This window comes from Nocardiopsis nanhaiensis (assembly GCF_054778635.1).
The window spans coordinates 1-20,727 of the sequence record NZ_BAAGZJ010000116.1 but is presented as its reverse complement, the minus strand read 5'-3'; the positions used below and the strand labels follow the sequence as shown (position 1 = coordinate 20,727).

19 protein-coding genes are annotated in these 20,727 nt (G+C 66.7%); 5 read left to right on the top strand and 14 right to left on the bottom strand.

All coding sequences use genetic code 11. From position 1 onward, the window contains the following. The 3 genes from ACYVD1_RS32360 to ACYVD1_RS32350 all read left to right on the top strand — a co-directional run. Positions 1 to 242 (top strand): heterodisulfide reductase-related iron-sulfur binding cluster (locus ACYVD1_RS32360; protein WP_460778253.1); only part of this gene is annotated, 242 nt, incomplete at its 5' end. 101 nt (positions 243 to 343) lie between these two features. Further along, positions 344 to 1,159, top strand: coding sequence for an SDR family oxidoreductase (locus ACYVD1_RS32355; protein ID WP_460764036.1), 816 nt, complete (start codon positions 344 to 346; stop codon positions 1,157 to 1,159). Positions 1,160 to 1,168: 9 nt separating this feature from the next. Continuing rightward, the gene (locus ACYVD1_RS32350) at positions 1,169 to 2,662 is read left to right on the top strand and encodes an aldehyde dehydrogenase family protein (RefSeq protein ID WP_460764041.1); all 1,494 of its coding nucleotides are present in this window, start codon (positions 1,169 to 1,171) and stop codon (positions 2,660 to 2,662) included. A gap of 376 nt (positions 2,663 to 3,038) precedes the next feature. Here the strand turns inward: ACYVD1_RS32350 and ACYVD1_RS32345 are convergent, their stop codons facing one another. The 12 genes from ACYVD1_RS32345 to ACYVD1_RS32290 form a co-directional block, all read right to left on the bottom strand. Beyond that, entirely contained in the window at positions 3,039 to 3,242 is a 204-nt protein-coding gene (locus tag ACYVD1_RS32345; protein ID WP_460764045.1) for a hypothetical protein, read from the bottom strand. 430 nt (positions 3,243 to 3,672) lie between these two features. Further along, on the bottom strand, positions 3,673 to 4,740 hold the full coding sequence (locus tag ACYVD1_RS32340; RefSeq protein ID WP_460756922.1) for a C40 family peptidase: 1,068 nt from the start codon (positions 4,738 to 4,740) through the stop codon (positions 3,673 to 3,675). 3 nt (positions 4,741 to 4,743) lie between these two features. Continuing rightward, entirely contained in the window at positions 4,744 to 5,523 is a 780-nt protein-coding gene (locus ACYVD1_RS32335) for a replication-relaxation family protein (RefSeq protein ID WP_460756919.1), read from the bottom strand. Next, complete coding sequence (locus tag ACYVD1_RS32330) at positions 5,523 to 7,835, bottom strand: type IV secretory system conjugative DNA transfer family protein (RefSeq protein WP_460778252.1); 2,313 nt, start codon at positions 7,833 to 7,835, stop codon at positions 5,523 to 5,525. Before ACYVD1_RS32330 ends, ACYVD1_RS32335 begins: the two co-directional genes overlap by 1 nt. Further along, the gene (locus ACYVD1_RS32325) at positions 7,835 to 9,547 is read right to left on the bottom strand and encodes a VirB4 family type IV secretion system protein (RefSeq protein WP_460756910.1); all 1,713 of its coding nucleotides are present in this window, start codon (positions 9,545 to 9,547) and stop codon (positions 7,835 to 7,837) included. The genes ACYVD1_RS32330 and ACYVD1_RS32325 overlap by 1 nt, the downstream gene beginning before the upstream one ends. Then, positions 9,544 to 10,365, bottom strand: a complete 822-nt coding sequence (locus ACYVD1_RS32320) for a PrgI family protein (protein ID WP_460756906.1) — start codon at positions 10,363 to 10,365, stop codon at positions 9,544 to 9,546. Before ACYVD1_RS32320 ends, ACYVD1_RS32325 begins: the two co-directional genes overlap by 4 nt. 31 nt (positions 10,366 to 10,396) lie before the next feature. Continuing rightward, positions 10,397 to 11,995, bottom strand: a complete 1,599-nt coding sequence (locus ACYVD1_RS32315) for a hypothetical protein (RefSeq protein WP_460756899.1) — start codon at positions 11,993 to 11,995, stop codon at positions 10,397 to 10,399. Next, complete coding sequence (locus ACYVD1_RS32310; RefSeq protein ID WP_460756895.1) at positions 11,992 to 12,357, bottom strand: pilin; 366 nt, start codon at positions 12,355 to 12,357, stop codon at positions 11,992 to 11,994. Before ACYVD1_RS32310 ends, ACYVD1_RS32315 begins: the two co-directional genes overlap by 4 nt. A gap of 91 nt (positions 12,358 to 12,448) precedes the next feature. Next, positions 12,449 to 13,159 (bottom strand): hypothetical protein, encoded by a 711-nt coding sequence (locus tag ACYVD1_RS32305; RefSeq protein WP_460756891.1) that lies wholly within the window; start codon positions 13,157 to 13,159, stop codon positions 12,449 to 12,451. Positions 13,160 to 13,474: 315 nt separating this feature from the next. Beyond that, positions 13,475 to 13,756, bottom strand: coding sequence for a tyrosine-type recombinase/integrase (locus ACYVD1_RS32300; protein WP_460756888.1), 282 nt, complete (start codon positions 13,754 to 13,756; stop codon positions 13,475 to 13,477). After that, the gene (locus ACYVD1_RS32295) at positions 13,717 to 13,911 is read right to left on the bottom strand and encodes a hypothetical protein (protein ID WP_460756925.1); all 195 of its coding nucleotides are present in this window, start codon (positions 13,909 to 13,911) and stop codon (positions 13,717 to 13,719) included. The genes ACYVD1_RS32300 and ACYVD1_RS32295 overlap by 40 nt, the downstream gene beginning before the upstream one ends. 262 nt (positions 13,912 to 14,173) lie before the next feature. Then, positions 14,174 to 15,514 (bottom strand): MFS transporter, encoded by a 1,341-nt coding sequence (locus ACYVD1_RS32290; protein WP_460756884.1) that lies wholly within the window; start codon positions 15,512 to 15,514, stop codon positions 14,174 to 14,176. Positions 15,515 to 16,019: 505 nt separating this feature from the next. Between ACYVD1_RS32290 and ACYVD1_RS32285 the strand changes: the two genes are divergently transcribed. Beyond that, complete coding sequence (locus ACYVD1_RS32285) at positions 16,020 to 16,847, top strand: transposase family protein (protein WP_460756880.1); 828 nt, start codon at positions 16,020 to 16,022, stop codon at positions 16,845 to 16,847. Between the two features lie 574 nt (positions 16,848 to 17,421). Beyond that, positions 17,422 to 18,801 (top strand): short-chain fatty acid transporter, encoded by a 1,380-nt coding sequence (locus ACYVD1_RS32280; protein WP_460756874.1) that lies wholly within the window; start codon positions 17,422 to 17,424, stop codon positions 18,799 to 18,801. A 927-nt stretch (positions 18,802 to 19,728) separates the two neighbouring features. Here the strand turns inward: ACYVD1_RS32280 and ACYVD1_RS32275 are convergent. Both ACYVD1_RS32275 and ACYVD1_RS32270 read right to left on the bottom strand, forming a co-directional pair. Continuing rightward, positions 19,729 to 20,271, bottom strand: coding sequence for a hypothetical protein (locus ACYVD1_RS32275; RefSeq protein ID WP_460756871.1), 543 nt, complete (start codon positions 20,269 to 20,271; stop codon positions 19,729 to 19,731). Between the two features lie 3 nt (positions 20,272 to 20,274). After that, entirely contained in the window at positions 20,275 to 20,499 is a 225-nt protein-coding gene (locus tag ACYVD1_RS32270; RefSeq protein ID WP_460778251.1) for a hypothetical protein, read from the bottom strand. Positions 20,500 to 20,727 lie beyond the last annotated feature (228 nt).

Genomic DNA, 20,727 nt, shown 5'->3' with positions numbered 1-20,727 from the left:
TCTGCTGCGGCGCCGGTGGTGCCCGCATGTGGATGGAGGAGCGGATCGGCAAGCGCATCAACACCGAGCGTGTGGACGAGGCGCTGACGACCAACCCGGACACCGTCTCCACCGCGTGCCCGTTCTGCCAGGTCATGCTCGGCGACGCGATCAACGAGAAGAAGTCCTCCGGTGAGGCCAAGGAGTCGCTCGAGGTCGTCGACGTCTCCCAGCTGCTGTTGCGTTCGGTCAATCCCGGTTAATCAGCGGGATTGAGCCACATGAACCCTGACAACACGAACGGTGTCCCCACGTGCAGAAAACAGACTGCCCGCGCACCAACGAGACCCCCAGGAGGGCAACCATGTTCGTCAACGACTACGAGTACGACGGCCGCACCGCAGTGGTCACCGGAGGCGGTGGCTCCGGAATGGGAGCTGCCGTCGTCGAGGGACTCGTGGAACTCGGGGCCGAGGTCCATGTCCTCGACCTCAAGGAGCCCTCGGTCAAGGTCGCCAGCCACCAAAACGCCGATTTGAAGGACCCCGACGCGATCGACAGCGCCCTGGCCGCGATAAGCGGACCAATCCACACCCTCTTCAACTGCGTGGGGGTGCCCGGCAACCACACCTCGCAGTTGGACACGATGCTCATCAACTACGCCGGGGTCCGCCACCTTACAGACCGCGTGACCGAGCGCATGCCCGACGGCGGCACCATCTCCACCGTCACCTCACAAGGCGGGGTCAGGTGGGCCGACCGTCTCGGGCCTTGGAAGGAGCTCGCCCAGACCGCCGACTACGCGGCGGCCAAGGCGTGGTTCGAAGCGAACCCTGACACTTACAGCTGGCACCCCTACTCAGCGTCGAAGGAAGCCTTGATCGTGTGGACCATGTGGTCGTCCACGATCCTGGCCAAGCGCGCCATCCGACAGAACGCCATCCTACCCGGCCCCACGGCTACGCCCATGTCCCCCGACTTCGTGGCCACGACCAGTGAAAGGTTCATGGACAACTATCCGATCGCCCTGGGACGACACCAGACCCCGCGCGAGCAGGCCGACGTGCTGCTCTTCCTCAACAGCGACCGTGCAGGCGCCATCACCGGCGCCCCCATCCTCACCGACGGCGGCGGCACCAGCGGTGTCACTACCGGTCAGCTCTCCGTTCCCGAGCTGTAGGAGACACCGATGAACCAGGCGAACCCCACCCACGAGCAGCGGCTCCTCATCGACGGGCGACTCCGCCCGGCCGAAAACGGTAAGACCCTCGACGTCCTCAACCCGGCCACCGGTCAGGTGGCGGGCGTGATGGCCGACGCCTCCCCCGCCGACGTCGAAGAGGCCATCGTCGCAGCGCGGCGCGCCTTCGACACCACCGATTGGAGTACCGACCACGCCTTCCGCCAGCGCTGCCTGCGCCAGCTGCATGACGCCATCGTCGAGGAGCAGGAAGAGCTGCGCGCCGAGCTGGTCACTGAGGTCGGCGCACCCGTGTCGACCACGTACACAGCCCAACTCGACTGGCCCCTCTCCGACGGACTGCTGTGGCCCGCGCAGGCGATTGAGTCCATCCCCTGGGTCTGGCGCAACGAGGACACCGAGCGCATGGGGACCATCAGCCACCGATGGGTACTCAAGGAGGCTATCGGGGTAGTGGCCGCCATCCTCCCCTGGAATTTTCCGTTCGAGATCCTCGTGAACAAGCTCGGCCCGTCCCTGGCCACTGGCAACACGGTGATCGTCAAAGCCGCATCCGAAACGCCATGGAACGCCGCTCGCGTCGGACGCCTCATCAAGGAACGAACTGATATTCCCGACGGCGTCGTCAACGTGCTCACCACACGCGAACGCGCGGGCGCCCAGAGACTGCTCAGCGACCCGTGCGTGGACATGGTCTCCTTCACCGGGTCCACAGCCACAGGACAGCTAGTCCTGGAGAAAAGCGCGTCTACCTTCAAGCGCACCCTGCTCGAACTGGGCGGCAAGAGCGCAAGCATCGTCCTGGACGACGCCGACCTGCAGACCGCTGTGTTCACTAACGCCGTGGCGGCCTGCATGCACGCGGGACAGGGGTGCGCACTACCCACCCGGATGCTGGTGCACCGCTCGCACTACGACGAGGCGGTCGCGGCGCTGGTGGCCTTCTTCACCGAAATCTCCTATGGGGACCCCACCGACCCATCCATCCTGATCGGGCCTATCGTCAGCGCCCGCCAGCGCGACCGCATCCTCGACCTGATCGAGACAGTGCGCACGGAGAAGAGCGGACGCATCCTGGTCGGCGGGCACGCGCCCACCAACCAGGGCGAAGGGTTCTTCGTGGAGCCCACCCTCATCGTCGACGTGGACAATACCTCCACCATCGCCCAGGAAGAGGTGTTCGGCCCAGTTCTGGCCGTCACTCCCTTCGACGACGACGAGGATGCCATCCACTTGGCCAACGAGAGCCGTTACGGCCTATCGGGCACCGTGTTCAGCGCCACCCCCGAGCGCGCCGCACGGGTAGTCCGCGGCGTACGCACGGGCTCGTTCACGGTCAACGGCGGCACCTTCTACGGCGCCGACTCGCCTTACGGCGGGTACAAGGCCAGCGGGATCGGGCGCCAGGGCGGACGCGAGGGGCTGGAGACCTACCTGGAGACCAAGGCCGTGGGCTCGACTATTCCGTTGCCCCTGTCCTGACGGTCGGCTTCGGTGGCCCGGGCGCCTGGGGACACCGGGCTCGGTCCAGCGCGGGCACCCGTTCGTCAGCCAGGACCGACCATGACAATCCGCGTCGGGTTGATGCCCCGAAAACGTAGCAGTGGACGCGAATGTAGTCGAAGTGTGTAGTGTCGCCGGACCCAGGAGTCTGGAATAGGTCGCGCAGAGGCGGATGTCGGTGATGGTGACGCGGTCACCCACGAGGTAGCGTCCATGGGACAAGCGCTCCTCCATGTCGTCCAGGCGTGCGCAGACGTCCGTGACGGCGCGGTCGTAGCGGAGCTGCTGGTCGGGGACGGGCCCGGTCCCGTAGTCGCCGTTGTTCAGGTCGCGGAAAACACAGGTGCCCACCTCCTCATTCTCTTCCCGCCACGCCTCGGGGGTACAGGTCCGGGACGCCCTGCCTGCTCAGCCCACGCCACTCGGCTTTCCGGTCGTGTGAGAGGCAGTAGTACTTATCGGGAAGCAGGTGACCGCTGGAGACCTCCACCAGGCCGAGGATCTGTTCGGCGAATATCTCCTGCTTGCAGGTGTCCTGGTCGCAGCAGAACCGGTGCACCTGCAGGTGGATGATGGCTTCTTGGGCTCAGATGGGGGTGCCAGCCAGACAGCTTTCGTAGCGGCTGTGGACGCGGCTGGCCGACATCACGCACATTGGGCAAGATGGCGGTGCGGATGGCTGTGAAGACGGCGGCGCTTACTCTCCAGCCGTTGCGGAGGGCGCCGACGATGCGGAGCCCGGTCAGGTGGGGGAAGAACAGGTTGAAGAGGGAGGAGAGGGACACCTGGCATCATCGCGAGCAGAGCCCTGTCGGCGCAGGCGCTTCATCAAATCCGTGCCAGAACCACTTTTCAAACGAAGTTGACAGGACGTGCACTCCGTGCCCATTTCTTGAGCTAGGCACGACACAGCGCTCAGGCACGTGCACCTTCTCGGTACTTCCCTCCGCATGCCCGGACTCAAACTTCTGCGAGGTTCTCAAAATCCATTAGCCAGGGCGCACGGCGGACATGAACTTTCCGTCGTAGTAGCTGTTAGCGACGTCGTCGAAGCGGATCGGTTGGCCGGTTCTCGGGGCGTGGATCATCTGGCCGTCGCCGACGTACATCGTCACGTGGGAGGGCGGGCCCGGATAGCCGCCGGTGTCGTAGAAGAGCAGGTCTCCCGGTGCGAGAGCATCGAGGGGCACTTCGGTGCCGATGTTGACCTGGTCGACGGTGACTCTGGGTATATCCACCCCCGCTGCTTCCCAGGCGCGCAGGGTCAAACCCGAGCAGTCGAATTCGTCCGGTCCTGTGCCTCCCCAGACGTAGGGCTTACCGAGCTGCTGGATGGCCCATTCCGCGGCGATGCGGCCCTTCTCGCTTCCTCCCTCGGGGACCGCATGGTCAGCGGTGGGGAGGGCCTCGTACTCGGCGATGTTGGACATGACGTTGTCCACGTAGACGTCCCACGGGTTGTAGCGGTGCAGCGCGTCGCGGAGCTCGGTCTCGTCGCTGAAGTCGACCTGGTTGTCGGGGTGGCTGGTGCACAGCTCGACGGTAGTCGAAGCGGTGGCGTCGTAGACGTTGTGCGGGTCAGCGATACCGTCGTCGTTTCCGTCTACCCCGTGTTCGGCCCACCACTTGGGCAGGAGCTGGGTCACCCCGACAGCGGCGTCGTAGGTGGTGTTGTCGTCCCACCGGCCGTCGTCGGTGTCGTAGTGCGGGGTCCAGTTGTTGCCCGCACCGGTGCCGTCCAGGATCGGGCCGATGACGGGCGGGTCGGTGTCGCCGGTGTCGGAGATGGTGCTCGTGGCAGCGTGGTCGGACTCCTCGCGGCCGATGCCGGCGAGGATCTGCCAGGTCATGTCGGTGCAGCCGGGGTGGAGTTCCTCGAGATTCTGGGCGGCGGTGGTGTAGGCGTCCAGGAGGACGGGGTGGATGCCGGGCACGTCTTCAGCGGGTACCTGGGCGTTCTCGATGCGCTCGCGTTCCTCGTCTCCGGTACCCACCGCGCCGATGATGGCGACGAGCAGCAGGAATCCGGACCCTAGGGCGATGACCAGCTTGACCATGGGTCAGCCCAGGTCGGCGAGGGTCCGGACGCTGTGGGTGGGATCGCCGAGTTGGCGCCAGATGGGTCTGGCTGGGCCGGGGTGGGTGAGCTGTTCGTGGGTGGTCACGTGTGCTGACACCGACGATGGTGCGGCCAGATTGCGGCACATGGCGGTCAACCGTCGGGTAGAGGGGACGACGAACAGCACGGTGGAGGTGAGTCCGCTGCTCTGGGCGAGGAGGTAATAGCGGTCGAGCTTCTCGGCCAGGCGGGGGTGCGGTTCGGTTCCGGTGTCGTACTCCAGGAAGGTGTCCACCACCGTGTCGCCCTGCTTCCAGCGCAGGTAGGCGTCGGGACGTACCCGGTTGCCCCAGGCGTGGCGACAGCGGTGTTCGGGCCACCACTTCTGCACGCTGGTGCCGCGGAGCTTGCGGGCGTTGACGGTCAGGTCCACCCACGTCTGGGTCACGCCCACGGTGTGGCGGAGTTGGGTGGAGCGGAACAGGCGGTCGTCGGTTCGGCTGTGGGGTTCGAGCTCGTTCGAGGCGGTGCCGAGCGCTTCGGCCAGCGTTCGGGCTCCTGTGGCGCTGAGCGTCCAGTGGGAGGGCGGGCGCACCTCGAGGTGGGGTGGCAGGAAGCGGCGGACCAGGCCTTTCCTGGCCAAGGCGAGCATGCGGCGCTGCGCGACGCGGGAGTAGGGGCCGTGGAAGAAGACGATGCCGACCTGGGGTGTGGTCATGACCCGGTGGGTGGCCAGTGCCTGCAGGATGCGGAGGTCGCGGTCGGTGAGTCGGGTCCCCATCAGTAATCCCCTTCCTGGGTGCGCGGGTCTGGTCGGCGGGTGCGCTTCGTTCGGGCAGTCCTCGGGCTGAAGACCGCTTTGCTGGCCTTGCGGATCTGGGCGGCTCGTTTGGGGATAACTCCCGGAAGCGGCCGGGTGCGCATGGTGCAGGCGGGGAGCTCGGCGGCGCCGTGGAGAGTTCGGACTGCGGCTTGGTAGGGGCCGAGGTGACTCAGGTCGTGGGCGCGCAGGTGCGGAAGCGTGTGGCGTTCGAGCTTGGCGGCGTCCTCGGGTGCGGAGTTGAAGAGGATCTTGGTGCGGCAGTTGGCGTGTACCGCCGCGCGTGTGTCGGCCGGGAACTGGCTGAGCTCTTGGTGGGCGATGACCATGGCGGCGCGGTAGCCGCGGGCCTCGGCGAGCATGTCGGCCAGAGATCCGGGGAGTCGCAGGAAGTTCGCGGCCTCGTCTATGTAGAGGCTGGTGTCGGGTCGTCGGTGTTCGGGAACAGAGGCGCGGGCGGTGATGGTGTGCCAGGTTGCGGCCAGGGTGAGGGTGCCGATGAGCGCGGCGGTCTCCTCCCCCAGGCGTCCTTTGGATAGGCGCATGAGGACCAGGCCGCCGTGGTCGAGAAGGTGGGGCAGGTCGACGGTGGTCGCACCGGAGGCCAGGACAGCCGAAGCCCACGGCCGCAGCAGTACTGAGCGGAGCTTGTTGAGCAGCGGGTCGGTCGCAGCCGCGCGCATCTGTGGGGACTGGGCTGCGTACCAGACCCAGAAGTCCACCAGGGCCGGGTCTTCGGTTCTCTGTCGGGCCAGGGTGTGCTGGGCGAAGGAGTGGTCGGCCAGCAGGCGCGGGATGTCTCCGATGGTCAGGGACGGGTCTTGGGCTCGGGCCAGGGTGAGGGTGCTGGCTCGGAGGATGTCTTCCATCCTGGGTCCCCAGGAGGAGGCGTAGAGCTTGCGGAAGATGCCGGTGACGGTGTCGGCGGCGTGTTCGGGGCTGCCGAGTTGGAGGATGTTGATCCTCGGTGGCGGTGCCGGGTCGGCCGGGTCGAAGAGCGCCGTGGTGCCGATCGCGCTCTTGGGGAGCCGGTCGAGTACGTCGGTGACGAGGTCCCCTCGGGGGTCCAGGAGGAGTGCGCTGCGTCCGGCTTCGGCGTCCTGGAGGACCATGTTGGTCAGCAGTGTGCTCTTGCCCGAGCCGGTCTTGCCGAGGATGTGGGTGTGGTGGCGGCCGGCGGCGACCTCGTAGGCGACCGGGCGCGCGGGTCCGATGTCGGCTTCTCCGAGAACGCGAACCCGTCCGGTTCGGGGGACGTCGGGGCTGGGAGCGATGCGGCGGGCGCTGGCCCTGGTGAGTCCGGGGACAGCGGTGTCGGTGGGCAGGTGGGCCAGGGCGGCCAGTTCCTCGGTGGTGAGCAGGTAGCCGCGGGCCAGGTAGCGACGGTTGGTCCACAGCCTGGGGATAGGTGTCCACTGGCGGCGGAACCCGTTGAGTCCGGAGGTGTAGGCGGCCAGGCAGGCGGCGATGGCGCTGGCACGTGCGCGGATGCGTCGGTGAACGGCGGCTCCGGTGTGTCCGGTGCTGACCAGGACGCTGATTTGGCAGGCCAGGCGGGGTGCGGCGGCCTTGCGGAGGATGGCTCGGACGTCGTCGGTAATCCCGGGGAACACTGTGGTGCCTGCCCCTGAGGCAGGGGGTTGCAGGTTCAGAAGGGAGGTGCGCACTCCGCGCAGTTGCGCTGCGGAGGCTCGGCCGCTGGCGGCTCGGCGGGGTGAGGCAGGGCGCGCGCAGATGCGGACCACGGCGTTCTGTCCGGGGGCGAGGTCGGAGAGTTCGCCGAGCAACCCGCGCAGAGGGTCTTCGGTGAACTTGGTCCGGATCGGGTACTGGTCTCCCCTACTCAGGCGCTGCCATCCCCCTGCGACGTGTGCACCGTCGGGGATGGCGGTGGTGGCGGGCCGGATCCGGGTGGTGGCTCCGGGCCAGTCGGCCTGGACAGCGCGTTCGAGGGAGCGGGCGCTGACCGTGCCGGGTAGCCAGATCTGAATGCGGATGCCCGTGGTGGAGGCGATGTATTCCCAGGCCAGGTGCGGTGCCAGGAGCCGGTGGGTCCAGCGTGGGCGCAACAGCCCCAGGGTGTGCGTCCAGAAGGCTGTGGCCTGGTCCACGGTGGTTTCGGGTGGTGCGTGGATTTCCAGGATCTGGGCGCCGCGGCGCAGGTAGGCGTACCGGGCTGCTCGGAGCGCGAACACGCTGGCAACCCACGAGGCGAGCCCGCCGAGCACGGTCGCCGCGATGGCGGGGATGTTCAAGGTCAGGTCTGTCAGCATCAGAACTCCCCCTGGAGACGTGCGAGCTCGACGGGGTCGGTGGTGATCAGCCGGTGTTCGACCGGAGAGGCCAGGGCGCGGAACACCGCCCGGTGGCGGCCCGCGGCCAGGAGCGCCACACCGCGTTCAGCGCTGGCGACGATCTGGCGTTCCCCTTGGGAGAGGTGGAAGGACTCGCAGACGGCGTCGAGGTTCTGCGGGGCCTGGCGCAGCAGTAGCTGCGTGGAGGCGTTGGCGGCCACGGCGCGGCCCAGGTCCGTGGCGAGCAGGTCGGCCACGTCTTGGGTGATGAGGGTGAGCCCGGCCCAGTGTCGGCGGGAGTTCTTGGCGAAGTTGAACAGGTAGCGCGCTCCGACCGGGTCGCGGAGCAGGGTCCAGCCCTCGTCGATGGTGATCAGGCGCGGGCGCCGGTCGGCGGGGTTGGTGACCTGTCGCCACAGGGCGTCCAGGGCGGTGAGCAGGCCGACGGTCTTGAGCTCTTCGGGTAGGTGGCGCAGGGAGATCACCGACAGGTGGCCGGTAAGGCGTGCGGTGGTGGGGCCGTCGAAGAGGCCTTTGCGCGAGCCCGTGACGAAGGGTTCGAGCTGGTCGGCCAGGGAACGTGCCCCTCCGGTGGGACCGGTACCGCTGTCGGAGTCCCGCAGGGCGGTGACCAGGTCGGCCAGGACCGGCGGGGTCCGGCTCCAGGATTCCGGGTCCTGGTCGATGCCGTGGTCGGCGTAGATCTGCAGGACCGCCCGGTCCAGCAGGGCGCTCTGGGTGGCGTCCAGGCGGCCGATCATGGCGGTGACCAGGGTCTGCAGGAACAAGGTGCGGCTGAAGAAGGCCTGCGGTCCGGTGCCGGTCAGGTCGAAGGGGTTCAGGCGTCCCTGCGGTGAGCCCAACGGGACGCGGTTGCCGCCCACCGCGTGGGCCAGGTGGAGGTATTCGTCGGTGGGGTCGATGACGCTGACCTGCACCCCGGTGTACAGGGAGCGTAGGAGTTCGGTCTTGGCGAGGAAGGACTTTCCGCTGCCGCTGCGGGCGAGGATGATCGCGTTGCTGTTGTCCAGCCCTCCGTGGAAACGGTCCCAGTTGACCAGGCCGCTGGAGTGCAGGTTCTCGCCCAGCACCACCCCGGTCCGGCCGGTGTCCGAGGACAGGTCCGCTCCGCTGAGCGGCATCAGCGCGGCCAGGGCCTCGGTGTCCACGGTGCGGGTCATCCCCAGGGCGTCAACCCCCAGGGGCAGAGTGGAGCGCCAGCCCTGCCAGGGGCGGAAGGTGGTCGGCGCCAGGTCCAGCAGGATGGAACCGGCCAGGGCGTGCAGACGGCGCAGGTCCGCGTCCAGGGCCTCGGCGGTAGGGGCGTGGACCGTGATGTAGACGGCCAGGTGGAAGAGTCGGCTCTCCCCCATGGCGACGCGTTCGGCGAGTTGGGCGGCGTCGTCGGCGGCCGCTGTGCGCTGGGGATCGTCCAAGCGCCCGTGGTCGGCATCCGACCGCCAGGCCGATTCCAGGCGCGCACGGCGGCGGCGCAGCCTCTGGCTGGCGATCTGCGTGGGGACCGGGACCAGGTGGAAGGCGATATCGACCCTGCCGGGGAAGGCCAGCAGTGGGTCCGCCCACCCGGGGCGGACGTCGTGCGGGTAGCCGGTGGCCACCATGGTCTGGGTGAGCCAGCCGTCGGTCTCCAGGTGGCGCGGATACAGACGGATCGCGGGTGTGCGGGTCATCGGTCCTCCTGCGGTGCGGTGGGCTCGTGCGCGGTGCGCAGGGAGTGGGTGATGATCTGTTCGGCCTCGGGTCCGTCGCAGGGACGGGCGGTGATGTCGAGGGCGGCAAGCTGGGAGACCGTGTCCTCGGCCCGTCGCAGCAACATCCCGCCCGCCTCGGCAGGACCGCCGTGCGCGGTCAGGACCAGCAGCACGCGGTGGTGGACGAGGTCGTGGTGGTGTTGCAGGTCCTCCAGGAACCGGGCGTGGGCACTGGCGGCGCGGCGCAGCGGCGCGGGGAGTTGTTCGGCCCGGGTTCGCAGGCGCCGAATGTGCGGGGTCGGGTCCATCCACCTGCGTTGGACGATGATCTGGACCGGCTCGGTGAGCGAGTCCAAGAAGCCCGCGAACGTACCCAGGACCTGGTCCTGTTCCTCTCCGGAGAAGAGGTGGAAGGGAACGCTGGTACAGGTCAGGATGAGCGCCGAACGGCCGCCGAGGTCGAGCACCCCGTCCCGGTCGATGCGCGGAGCGGCGTCGTCGGGCTGTCGCTGGCGGGGCAGGGCGCGCCACCGGAGGGCCAGCAGGGCCATCTGGTCGAGTCCGATGCCGTCCCTGCGGCCGCAGGCCAGCACCCAGGCGCTGCCCACCAGCACCACCATCATGGTGATCAGCAACCACAGGGGCAGTCGGCCGAAGGCCGCGGTGAACAGGCCCCAGCAGGCCAGCAGCGCGGGACTGATCACCAAGAGCTGGTGTGCGGTCAGGTTCCACAGCAGCGGTTCGGGCCGGTCGATGTCGGCGGGGATGCGCGCTTGCCAGGTCGAGTCCTTGTCCACGGTCACTCCTCCTCAGGGCTGGTAGGTCGGGTCATCGGCGCCACCACCGGCGTTGTGAAGGCGGGCGGGGCCTGCGGTGGGTGCCTCCTGATCGCCGTCTCGGAGACCACGTGGCAGGGCTGCGCCAGCGCGGGGGCGATGGTGGGCCGTGTGCACCCGAGCCGGTCTGGGCTGGAGTCGGGTGAGCGCCACTGGTGTGTTGGCGAGGCCTGCCGTGCGCGGCTTTCGGCTGAGTCCTCCCGGAGGGCGGCTGTCCTGGCCGGTGCGGTTGCCGGTGCCTGCCCAGCAACCGTTGGGGTGTGGGCACGGTGGTGGGCTGGTGCGGAGGCGACGAGTCGCGGGAGCCTGGCCGGTGCGGAGGCACAGGGATCCGGGGGCCTGGCCGGGGCGCGGGCGGGTTCCCGCCCGGAGTCGGCCCCTGAGGTGGACGCGGGGTCGGTCTGCCTGCCCTCGGAGTGTGCGGCTGGGTGGTCCGGGTTGGGCCGCCCCCATGGTGGGTTCCGGGACTGCCGAAGCGCCAGGTACGCGCTCTTCGCGGCAGGGCAGCGGTGTGGGCCTGTGTTGTGGAGCCGCCCGGGCGTCTGCGCAATAGATGTCCGATCCGCCTCGTCCGGGCCCCGCCAGCGGCCGCGGTTCCCGCCGCTCCGCCCGTGATCGCGCCCAACGCCAAGGCCGTTGCCGCGGTCTTGGCCAGGCCTGCCCCGGGCACGCGCGCAGCAGGCGGGGACCAGACGGCTTTGTAGGCCCACATCGGGATGCGGATCTGGACGTAGACAAGCACCAGGAGCAGGGCGAGATCCACCAGGTCCGCTTCTCCGCTCATCACGTCGGCCATGCCGAAGAAGGCCGCGGTATCCCCCTCGAAGAACACACGGACCAGAGCCACGTAGGCGATCGCCTGCGCGACCGGAACGAGCATCACCGCGCCCAGCGCGCGCCACCACATCTGCGCGACCCGGTTGGTATAGGGCAGCGCGTGGAAGGCGAGCATGAGCGGTCCGCCGACCATGAGCAGGATCACGATGACGATGCGGATGATCTCAACGACCAGCCAGAGCACCAGCAGGACGACGAACACCACCAGGAAAAGGACGATGACCGTGCTCTCCTGGCTCAGGGCCGGAATGGTCTTCTCACGCAGGTTCTGCGCGGCCACACCCGAGTCGATGCCGCTGGCGACGATCGCCGTGGCGACGGCGGTGGAGACTTCGGCGGCCAGGGCCACCACGGTCAGCGACACGTTGGCGGCCACCCACCCCACCACCAGCCGAGGTAGAAGCTCCCGCGCGCCGAACTGGGACTGGAGGCTGTGGTGGGCCATGACCACGAAAGCGACAGCCAGGACCAGCAGGGCGTAGAGAATGTTGACGGTAGTGACCGCGCCGTCCCAGATCCCGCTGATGCCCTCGGTGGGGGCCGGGGTGGTGAACATCTTCTCGGCCACCCAGCCGAAGAGCGGTTCGAGGATGTCCACGACCAGGCCGTGGAACCACTTGCTGATGTGGCAGGAGACCTCGAGTGCGCCGCAGTCGAAGACGTCCCCGTACTCCTCGGCCAGGTCCGGCGGTTCCCCGCCCCTGCTTCCTCCCCCGCCTCCACCGCCCGGTTCGGGCTCCCGCGGCGTGCTCACAGGGACTCGTATTCGGTGACGTAGTCCAGGGCGATCAGGATGACCTCGCCGACCATCGCGACGAGGTAGCCGATCGCCGCCCCCTTGAGGGCGTTCTTGGCCTTGTCGATCTCCCCTGGGTCTCCCCCCGCCATGATCCAGCGCAGCCCGGCGACCACCACGAAGAAGCTGGAGACCGACACCGCGAGCATCTGCCCCAGGCGCGTGAGGCGGCGGATCACGTCTGCCAGCTCGGAGAAGTGCAGGCTGGCGGGGTCGGCGAAGGCCGCCGAAGCACCGCCGACCAACAGCACCGGCACCGCGGCCAGTACCAGGGCCGCGTCCGCGAGAACACGTCTGCTCCGTGCTCTTGTGTCCTTCATCCCGCCACCCCCGAGCAGGTGTTACGCCGTGGTTGAGCAAGACCGGGGCGCATGCGCGAGCAACGGCATCCGCCCCGGTGGGCCGTGCCGTTCAGGCCGCTGTGAGCTCGCCTTCAGCAGGAGGTCGTGTCAGGCCGCGGGCCAGCCGCTGCTCGGCGCGGGAGCGGATTTTGGCGAGCTTCCAGTAGGTCTGGCCCTGTTCTCGGGCTACCGAGACCAGCGAGGCGCCCTCCAGGCGTGTTCGCCCGATCAGGTCGGCCTCCTCACGGCGCAGCAGGCCTCGGGCGACCGCGCGTTCGAGGACCTCGTCGGGGCTGCCGGCTGAGCAGGGCGGCCCGTCGTGCCGGTGGGGCTTCACCGCCTGCTCGCTCTGGAGCGCTTTGCGTGCGCGCAGTCCTGCCCGCAGGGCGCGGCAGCGCAGCATCCAGGGCAGGCGGTACCAGGACTCGTTGACCTGCCGAACCGCGTTGACGAACCCGGCCACGAGTTCGGCGCGCACCTCGTCGGCCTGGTGCCGGTCCAGGCCCTCGCACAGCTGCTTCGCGCACGAGCGCAGGGCAGGCATGGCCAAGCCCAGGGCGGCGACCATCCACTCCTCGTAGTCGCGGGCCTCCCGGATCACCTGGCGCCAGACCCGGTCGCGCACTTCGCGGGCGAGCGTGCCGTCCAGCAGCAGGGCACGCAGCTCCGCCAGGTCCGTGGGGCGTACGTCGGTGTAGGGCTGGACCAGCTCACCCAGTGCGCTGATCTCCAGGTCCAGGCGCAGGAACTCGCGCTCGGTGGCTGCAAGAAGTCCGGCCATGGTGTCTCTCCCCCTTGTGATGGGTCATCAGGACGAGACCCACCACAAGGGGGGCGGCTAACAACGGGCTGACCGGCCACGGACGGACGGCTCGCAGCGCGCTCACACCGCGCGCACACCCGGCTGACGACGGCGTCCAGCAGGAGAGCAAGATGCACTGCTATCGGCGCGGGGTACCGCACCGATACGCCTCTGACCAGGGATGACATCGGCAGGAGAGGCTGACAGGGCGCGCACAGGGCTGACACCGCAGGGGTTGACCGAACAGTTACCGGTTTCCCGGGGGTGCTCGCCCGAGCACCCCCGGCGGCGGAACTATCCGGTCCCGCACATCACCCGGTCGTAGTGGCGCTGCGCCCGCTCAGCGGCCGCGGACCGGCCGTAGTGGCGCACCATCTGCGCCGACTCCCACCCGTTGAGCTCCTGCAGGTCCTCCGGGTGCCCTCCCCCTGCCAGGTACCGGTGCGAGAAGTCGTGCCGGTACCGGTGCGTGTTCGCGTTGGCCACGTTGGCCCGGCCCGAGGGGCGGTAGAGCATCTGGGAGATCTCCGACGGGGTCAGCGCCCCGCCCTTCCGCGACAGCCACAGGAACGGCATGTGCGTGTCCGGGTGCTGGGCGCGCTGACGAAGGTGGCGGTCCAGGTCCTTGGTGGGGCGTGCGTGAACTTCACGTGCCGACTCTTGTCGCCCTTGCCGGTGACGAAGGCCCGCCGCTTGTCCAGGGAAACGTCGCTGAGCTTGAGACCGGCCAGCTCGGCCAGGCGTATGCCGGTAGTGGTCGCTATTGGCCTGGGTGTCGGCTACATCCAGGGTGATGCCATCGATCGACATCAACCGCAGCGTGCCCGCGAAGGCTCCGGGTGTGGTGGCATCGGCCATCGGGGGACTTCCTCGGTGCTGCCATGTCTCTCATCCTTCCCAGGATTGAGATCCTCCATCAGACCCGGTACGAACCACCACCGAACGTGGGACAGAGTCGGAATGGGGACAGAGCCCTTATCTATACGGTCCTGACTAAACCGGTCTCTCATCAGATCCTCCAGCGGTCCCCCCGGCGGGCTGTGCTGGATCCGCGCCTACTGGAGCGGGCTGTGCCTCGGTTACCGCCTCATGGTGGTCCAGCGTGAACCGGTAGGGGCCCATGAACAGAAGGCAGATGATCGCGACGGCCACCATGAGGATGATGGGCAGCGCCCCAGCCTGGTAGGAGCCGGTGGCACTGTGGATCTGACCGAGCAGGAAGATCCCGAACGCAGAGCCTTGCGCGTAGAGGAAGTACACGAATCCGAGGACCCGGCCGTAGGAGTGCTGCGGGAAGTAACGGCTGCACATGTAGGCCGCCACATCGCCTTCGGCGCCCAGCCCCAGGCCGACCAGGGCGGCGCCGAGGAAGATCAGGCCTATGTCGGGGGAGGTGATCAGGAGGAAGACACCGACGCCGCACAGGGAGAAGATGACGGCGCTGACCATGGGAGCGTAGAACAGGTCCAGGAGGAAGCCGACGATGAACCGGGCCGCGATCGAACTCAGGGACAGAACAGAGAGGACGGTCACCGCTGTGACAGCGTCCACGCCCTTGTCCGTGGTCAGGGGGACCGTCTGGCCCATCAGGCCGAAGGTCGCCGAGGAGACCAAGAAGATCGCGATGGACAGCAGCCAGAACTGACGGTACTTCCGTGCGATGGTGAGCAGGGACTCGCCCGCGGTGGTCCCCTTCTTGCGAGCCGCTCGGCGCTCGGCATCGTGCTCTGCGGGCATCTTCGTGACGAATGCGTATACGGAGGCCGGGATGATCATGCACAGTGCCCCGATGACGAGAAATGTCATCCGCCATCCGCCCCAGGCGAGCACCCAGCTGGCGAGGTAGGGCATCATCACGCCGCAAGCGCCCAGCCCGGTCATGAGGATGCCGATCGCCAGTCCGCGGCCGTTCTTGAACCATGCGCTGACGACAGCGGAATGGGCGACCGGATTGACCGCACCAGCGCTGGCGCCGACGAAGAAGCACAGCAGGTAGTAGAGGAACTCGCTGTTCGGTAGCGCCGCCATGAGCATGATCCCGCCCCCGAAGCCCAAGGACATGGGAACGGACGGGATGCGGGGGCCGTAGCGGTCGATGAGGAAGCCCAGGGCCACGATGCTGATGCCGACCATCACGGTCTGCAGGGAGAGCCCGTTGGTCATGACGCTGCGATCCCACCCGAATTCCTCGGTCATGGGTGTCGCGAGCACGTTGACCAGCACGTTGACGGTGCTGGTGCCGAACAGCAGGGTCACGAATCCGGTGACGACGTACCACCATCTATTGCGATGGCCGACCCGTGCCCGGACCAGTGTCAAGCCACTTGAGCTCATGGAAACTCCAAGGATTTAGACGGCGGGCGTCGCTCGACGCACGTACTGGGTGATGCGGGTCACGCCCGCCGTCCATAGAATCATTTGAACTGTCCAAACTCAAGGGTCAGTCCAAAAACACTTCATCCACACGCATCTGGTTCAGCTGCGCCTGGCTTGGCTTGCTGATCGCCATCGGAGTCGACAACCGCGGCCACTGTGAGCTCCGGCGTCCAAGCTGCTACCGATAGGGGCTGCGCGGGGTGGTGAAGCTACTCTCGGGGCTCGGTTGCCCGCGAGCGGATAGGAGTCGAACCGGTTGCGGCCTGCATCTGAATCGGACATTTCTCCGATTTGTTAACAAATCTGACATTGAGGTGATCTCAGCAAGAATTAATGGCTGATCGCGACACCAAGGCACGAAGGCGGCACCAGGGGATAATTCGCCGATCGCCTGACAAAAGAACGGAGCCCCAGGTAGAAGAGGTATCTGCGAAGAAAACCCTCGAACACCTGAAAGGCTCCGTTGGTCACCTATCGTGCCACACTCGACGTCCCGGCGGAACTCGTTCGCCACCTGGCCTGCCTCCTGCGCTCCCACCGCCGCACCCTGGGCACACGCGCCAACACCCGAGCGCTGAGCTGCCACCACCAAGCCATCCTGGTCCTGCGCCACTTTCGCGACCGCACCGATGCCCACCGCCTGGCCACCGACCACGGCATCTCCCGCGCCACCGCCTACCGCTACATCGACGAGGGCACCACCGTGCTCGCCGACCAAGCCCCCGACCTCCACCAAGCCCTGTGCCAGGCCACCGAGCAGGGACTGAACCACCTCGTCCTGGACGGAATCGTCATCCCCACCGACCGCTGCTCGGAAAAGACCACCAACACCAGGGGAAAGGAAGTCGACCTGTGGTACTCCGGAAAAGCCCACACCCACGGCGGTAACGTCCAAGGCCTGATGGGACCGGACGGGTTCCCGCTCTTTGTCTCCCAGGTCGAGCCCGGGTCGGTGCACGACCTGTCCGCGGCCCGCACCCACGTCCTGGGAGCGCTGCACGCCGCGGCTGCCGCTGGGCTGGTGACCTTGGCCGATGCCGGATACCAAGGTGCGGGCATCGGCATCATCACCCCCGTCAAGCAACCGGTCACGGGCCCGCCCTTGGCTATCGGTAACCGCACCCACAACCGTCTTCACCGCGGAGTGCGCTGTTTGGGTGAGCGTGGCTTCGCGCTTCTCACCCAGCGGTGGCGGTTGTTGCAACACATCACCGCCAGTCCAGGAAAGATCGGTGACCTGGTCAAGGCCGCGCTTGTTCTCACACAATTCGAGCACGGGCGGTCGGCATAGAACTTGCTGAGATCACCTCATTGGAAACAGCGTGAGAGCTCACCCAATGCTCATGGAGTACTACTCAACCGATTCCAGCCCGACACCGTAGCCTTGCACCGCTCCGATTCATGCTTGACGAACACGCACACTGCCGATGAACTCGGCACCAACCGCGAGACACAAAGCAACGGGATCCGCAAGAACAATGAAACACGTTCCGCCCAGATCACCACTCCCATCCGACCTGGTCCAACATCGCTGCTGTCGAAGAGGGCCTGACAGAGGAGAACGCGAGATTGCGCGCCTAGATCGCCGAACTCACTACGGGGCACGAGATCCTGCGCAAGGCAGCTGCCTATTTTCCAGGGGAGATGAAACCGGGGGCCGCTTCGATTTCGTCGACGGCCACATGAGCGCCTGCGGCATCAAGCAATGGCGCTCGGTATTGAACCGGGCGTACTCCTCACTTATGCGCCCCGGGGCTCGGCGCTCGGTGGGGTGTTCAGAAGTCCACAGTTCCAAGCGAGCCTGCCCGACAGGCCTCCAGCAGTGACAGGGGCCCTGTTCACGATCTGAGACTAGGGAGATTCTGATGCTCGTAACTGTGTCGGAAGCGACAAGCCGTCTCGTGCGCAAGATCCTGCCGAGCACCTTCACGTTCGCGATCCTGCTGACCTTCCTGACACTCGCTCTCGGCATCGTGGTCGAGCGCGAAACGCCGCTGGCCATGCTCGATCACTGGTTCGCGGGATTCTGGGACTTCCTGGAATTTTCGATGCAGATGACGATGATTGTCATTACCGGTTATTGCATCGCAGTCGCGCCACCGGTCCAAAAGGTGATTTCTTGGGTCGCCAAGCGAATCACTACGAATCGGCAGGCCCTGTACACAACGATGACCGTTGCCGCAGTCGCCGCTTATATCAGCTGGGGCCTGGGCTTCATCCTAGGTCCGATATTCGTACGTGAACTTCGACGGCACCGGCAAGTCGATTTCCCTTTCCTCGTAGCCGCCGCCTACGGTTCCGCGGTCGCCGTACTCCCCGCAGGGCTGACCGTGACGGTGCCGCTGTTGATCAACACCCCGGGCCACTTCCTTGAGGAGGAAATCGGGCTCGTTCCACTCACAGAGACGATCTTTCATCCGACCCTGTTCGGCACCGCTGCGCTACTGCTGGCGGCCACGGTCCTGATTTTCACGGCCATGCAGCCCAAACGCATGCGCGGTACCAGCCTCGAATCCACCGCACCGGAAGAGGTGGATAGTGAACAGCGTGCAGCAGCGGGGGCAGGCACCGGCACGGGTGATAAGCAATCCCTACGCAGTCTTGGGTTCGGAGCGCGTGTCGACCACAGTCGGGTGGTCGCCTACACACTCGTCCTGGCTGGCGCGATCGTGTCCGTGCAGTGGTTCACCGAGCGCGGGTTTGACCTTGACCTGAACTTCCTCAACTTCGCCTTCCTCATGCTGGGCATCGCACTGCACGGCAGTCTGGCCAAGTACTTCGAGGTTGTGGTGGACGGTGTGCGCAGCGCCGCGGGCATCATCCTGCAGTTCCACTTCTATGCGGGCATCATGGGGATGATGGTGCTCTCAGGCCTGGCCACTACGGTCGCGGTCGCTCTGACCAGCGTGTCCACGCCAGCAACGGCGGGGTTCGCCAGTTTCCTCTCGACCGGATTCCTGAGTATCTTCATTCCCTCCGCGGGGGGTGGCTGGGGTGTCCAGGGCGACATCCTCGTGCAGTTGGCCAACGAACACGACGTAGCCATACCGGTCGTGGTAGCCGGTTACACGCTCGGGGACATGTGGGCCAACCTCTTCAACCCGTTCTTCGCCCTGCCAGCGCTCGGGGTGACCGGGCTGGGACTTCGTGACCTGTGGGGTTACTGCCTCGTTATGTTCGTGGCCTACTTCATCATCGCCAGCATCGGAATCATCGTCTTCCCGCTCCTGACAGGGGCGGTGTAGGGGCGTCATTCCACCCGAGCCCGTGAGTGTGTCAAGTTAAGACCTCTGTCCCACGTTCGGTGGTGCCGGTCGGTGACTTCGCTGCAGGAGGGTTCCATGACGGAGCAACAGAAAACCGGCTTGCCCGTATCATCTGGCGTCTGGTCAGCTGCGTATCTCGTATTCACCCCCCGGTGCCACCGTCGTGGATGAACAGGGCAGAGCCGCGTCGACCGCGGCCCGGTTCTGGCCGACTCTGCGAGTGGAGGCGCGAAGGTGGGGGCGGTCCCCCACAAACCTCAGCGATCCACTCGGCAGGGCCTGAGCGCGGCCCGAGGCGGGTTCCAGGAGCCGGGCGAAACCGTCGATGTGGTCGGCCAGGCGAGCCAACTCCGGAGATGCCCGGCCAGACCTGTGAGGGTCTGATCCTCCTCGGGTATGAGCTGGTAAGGGTCGGCTAGGAGCAGCTCGCTGAAGGCCTTGGCGAGACTTCTCTCTCAAGCTCCCGTGCTACTGCGCCGATCTGGGAGGTGAGCCGGGGTGTGCGCCGGTGGTATCGGGTCAGGATGCCGGGGAGCTGTTCTCGGATCCTCTGGCGGGGGCAGCCGCGAGCTCGGCACTTCTGGCGCCGTACTCGCACCAGGACGTGCACGTTCCTGCCATCGACGGGGTGTCTGCGGGTGTGCGCTGATGGTAGGCGTGCACGCTCTCGGACTGGACACCGCAGACCGGTCAGGGGGCCAGTTGATCGGGGCCACGCAGTCAGGAAACGTGGCCGTGATCGATGTTCTCGATGTTCAGGGGGAGCAGTCCGGCGAAGACAATCCTCAGGAGTTCTTCGCCGTCACACGCCACCGAGCGGAACGCCCTGCTGCCCTAAGCCACCACCGGTATGGGGACGGAGACACTTTTCGAGCGACGTTGGCAAGGTAGCTCGGACGCGTTTGCTCAGCCGGCAGACTCTCTTGAGGGCACGGGAGCGCTCAGCTCCTTCGCAATATCCGGAAGAGCCTCAGGGTCCGGATCGAAGCCCAAAGGCAGCAACCATGCGCGATCGACAGTGCTCTGCTCGAGCGATGCACGGAGAATCGCCCGACCAACTGCGAGTCGACTCTCTCCACTTAGAGCGCCCTCGGTGACCAGGCGAATGGCGGCATCTAGCTCCGAGGTTTGCCGACGCACTGACTCGCAGTCTCGCTGCGGGTCCGTAAGCAGACGCTCCGCTCGGGCGCGGGCGTCGCTCAGCTGGTCTTGCACATCGGTGCCATCTAGCAGGGGTTCCAGTGTGGTGGCCAGACGTACAGCGTGGAGCAGCTGATGCCGCTCGCGATCAGCGATCATGTGGACCCGCTGCTCGGCGAATCGGAGGAAGTCGGAGACCAAGCGTGCCTGCTCGATCGCCTGGGCCTGCGCCGTGGCCTCAACAGCCGGGATGATCACGGACTCCAGACTCTTGATTGCGGCGCGCATGGTGTTGCGGGTGTAATCCATCGTTCAGAGCACTTTCTCGAGCTGCTTGATCAGCTGCTGGGTGAGCAGGGGCGTCACACCTTCAAGCCTGGCCAGCAGGATGTCCTGATGCGACCTCCCGAGGCGGGCGACGCGGTACGGAGTGGCCAGCGTTCGGAGGAGCGCAGAGTAGGTCACGAGCACGGAGAACCACCGCAACCGCTCCTCGTCCACGTACAGCCCGGAGATCCGTTCATACTGGGAGAGCAACTCGTCTGGTGGAAGCACGCCACTGGCCAAGAAGGTCTCGCCATCTTCGGCAACTCCGCCGAAAAGTGGATGGGTGATGTAGGCGAGGTCTTCGTGGCGATCCCCTCTGTGTCAGGCTCAAGTGGGACACCAAGGGATAACCTTCACTAACTGACACAAGCAGGGCGAGAACAGGCAACCACCACGGTGACAATGACCAACCACGACCTCCACACCAACGATGAAGGG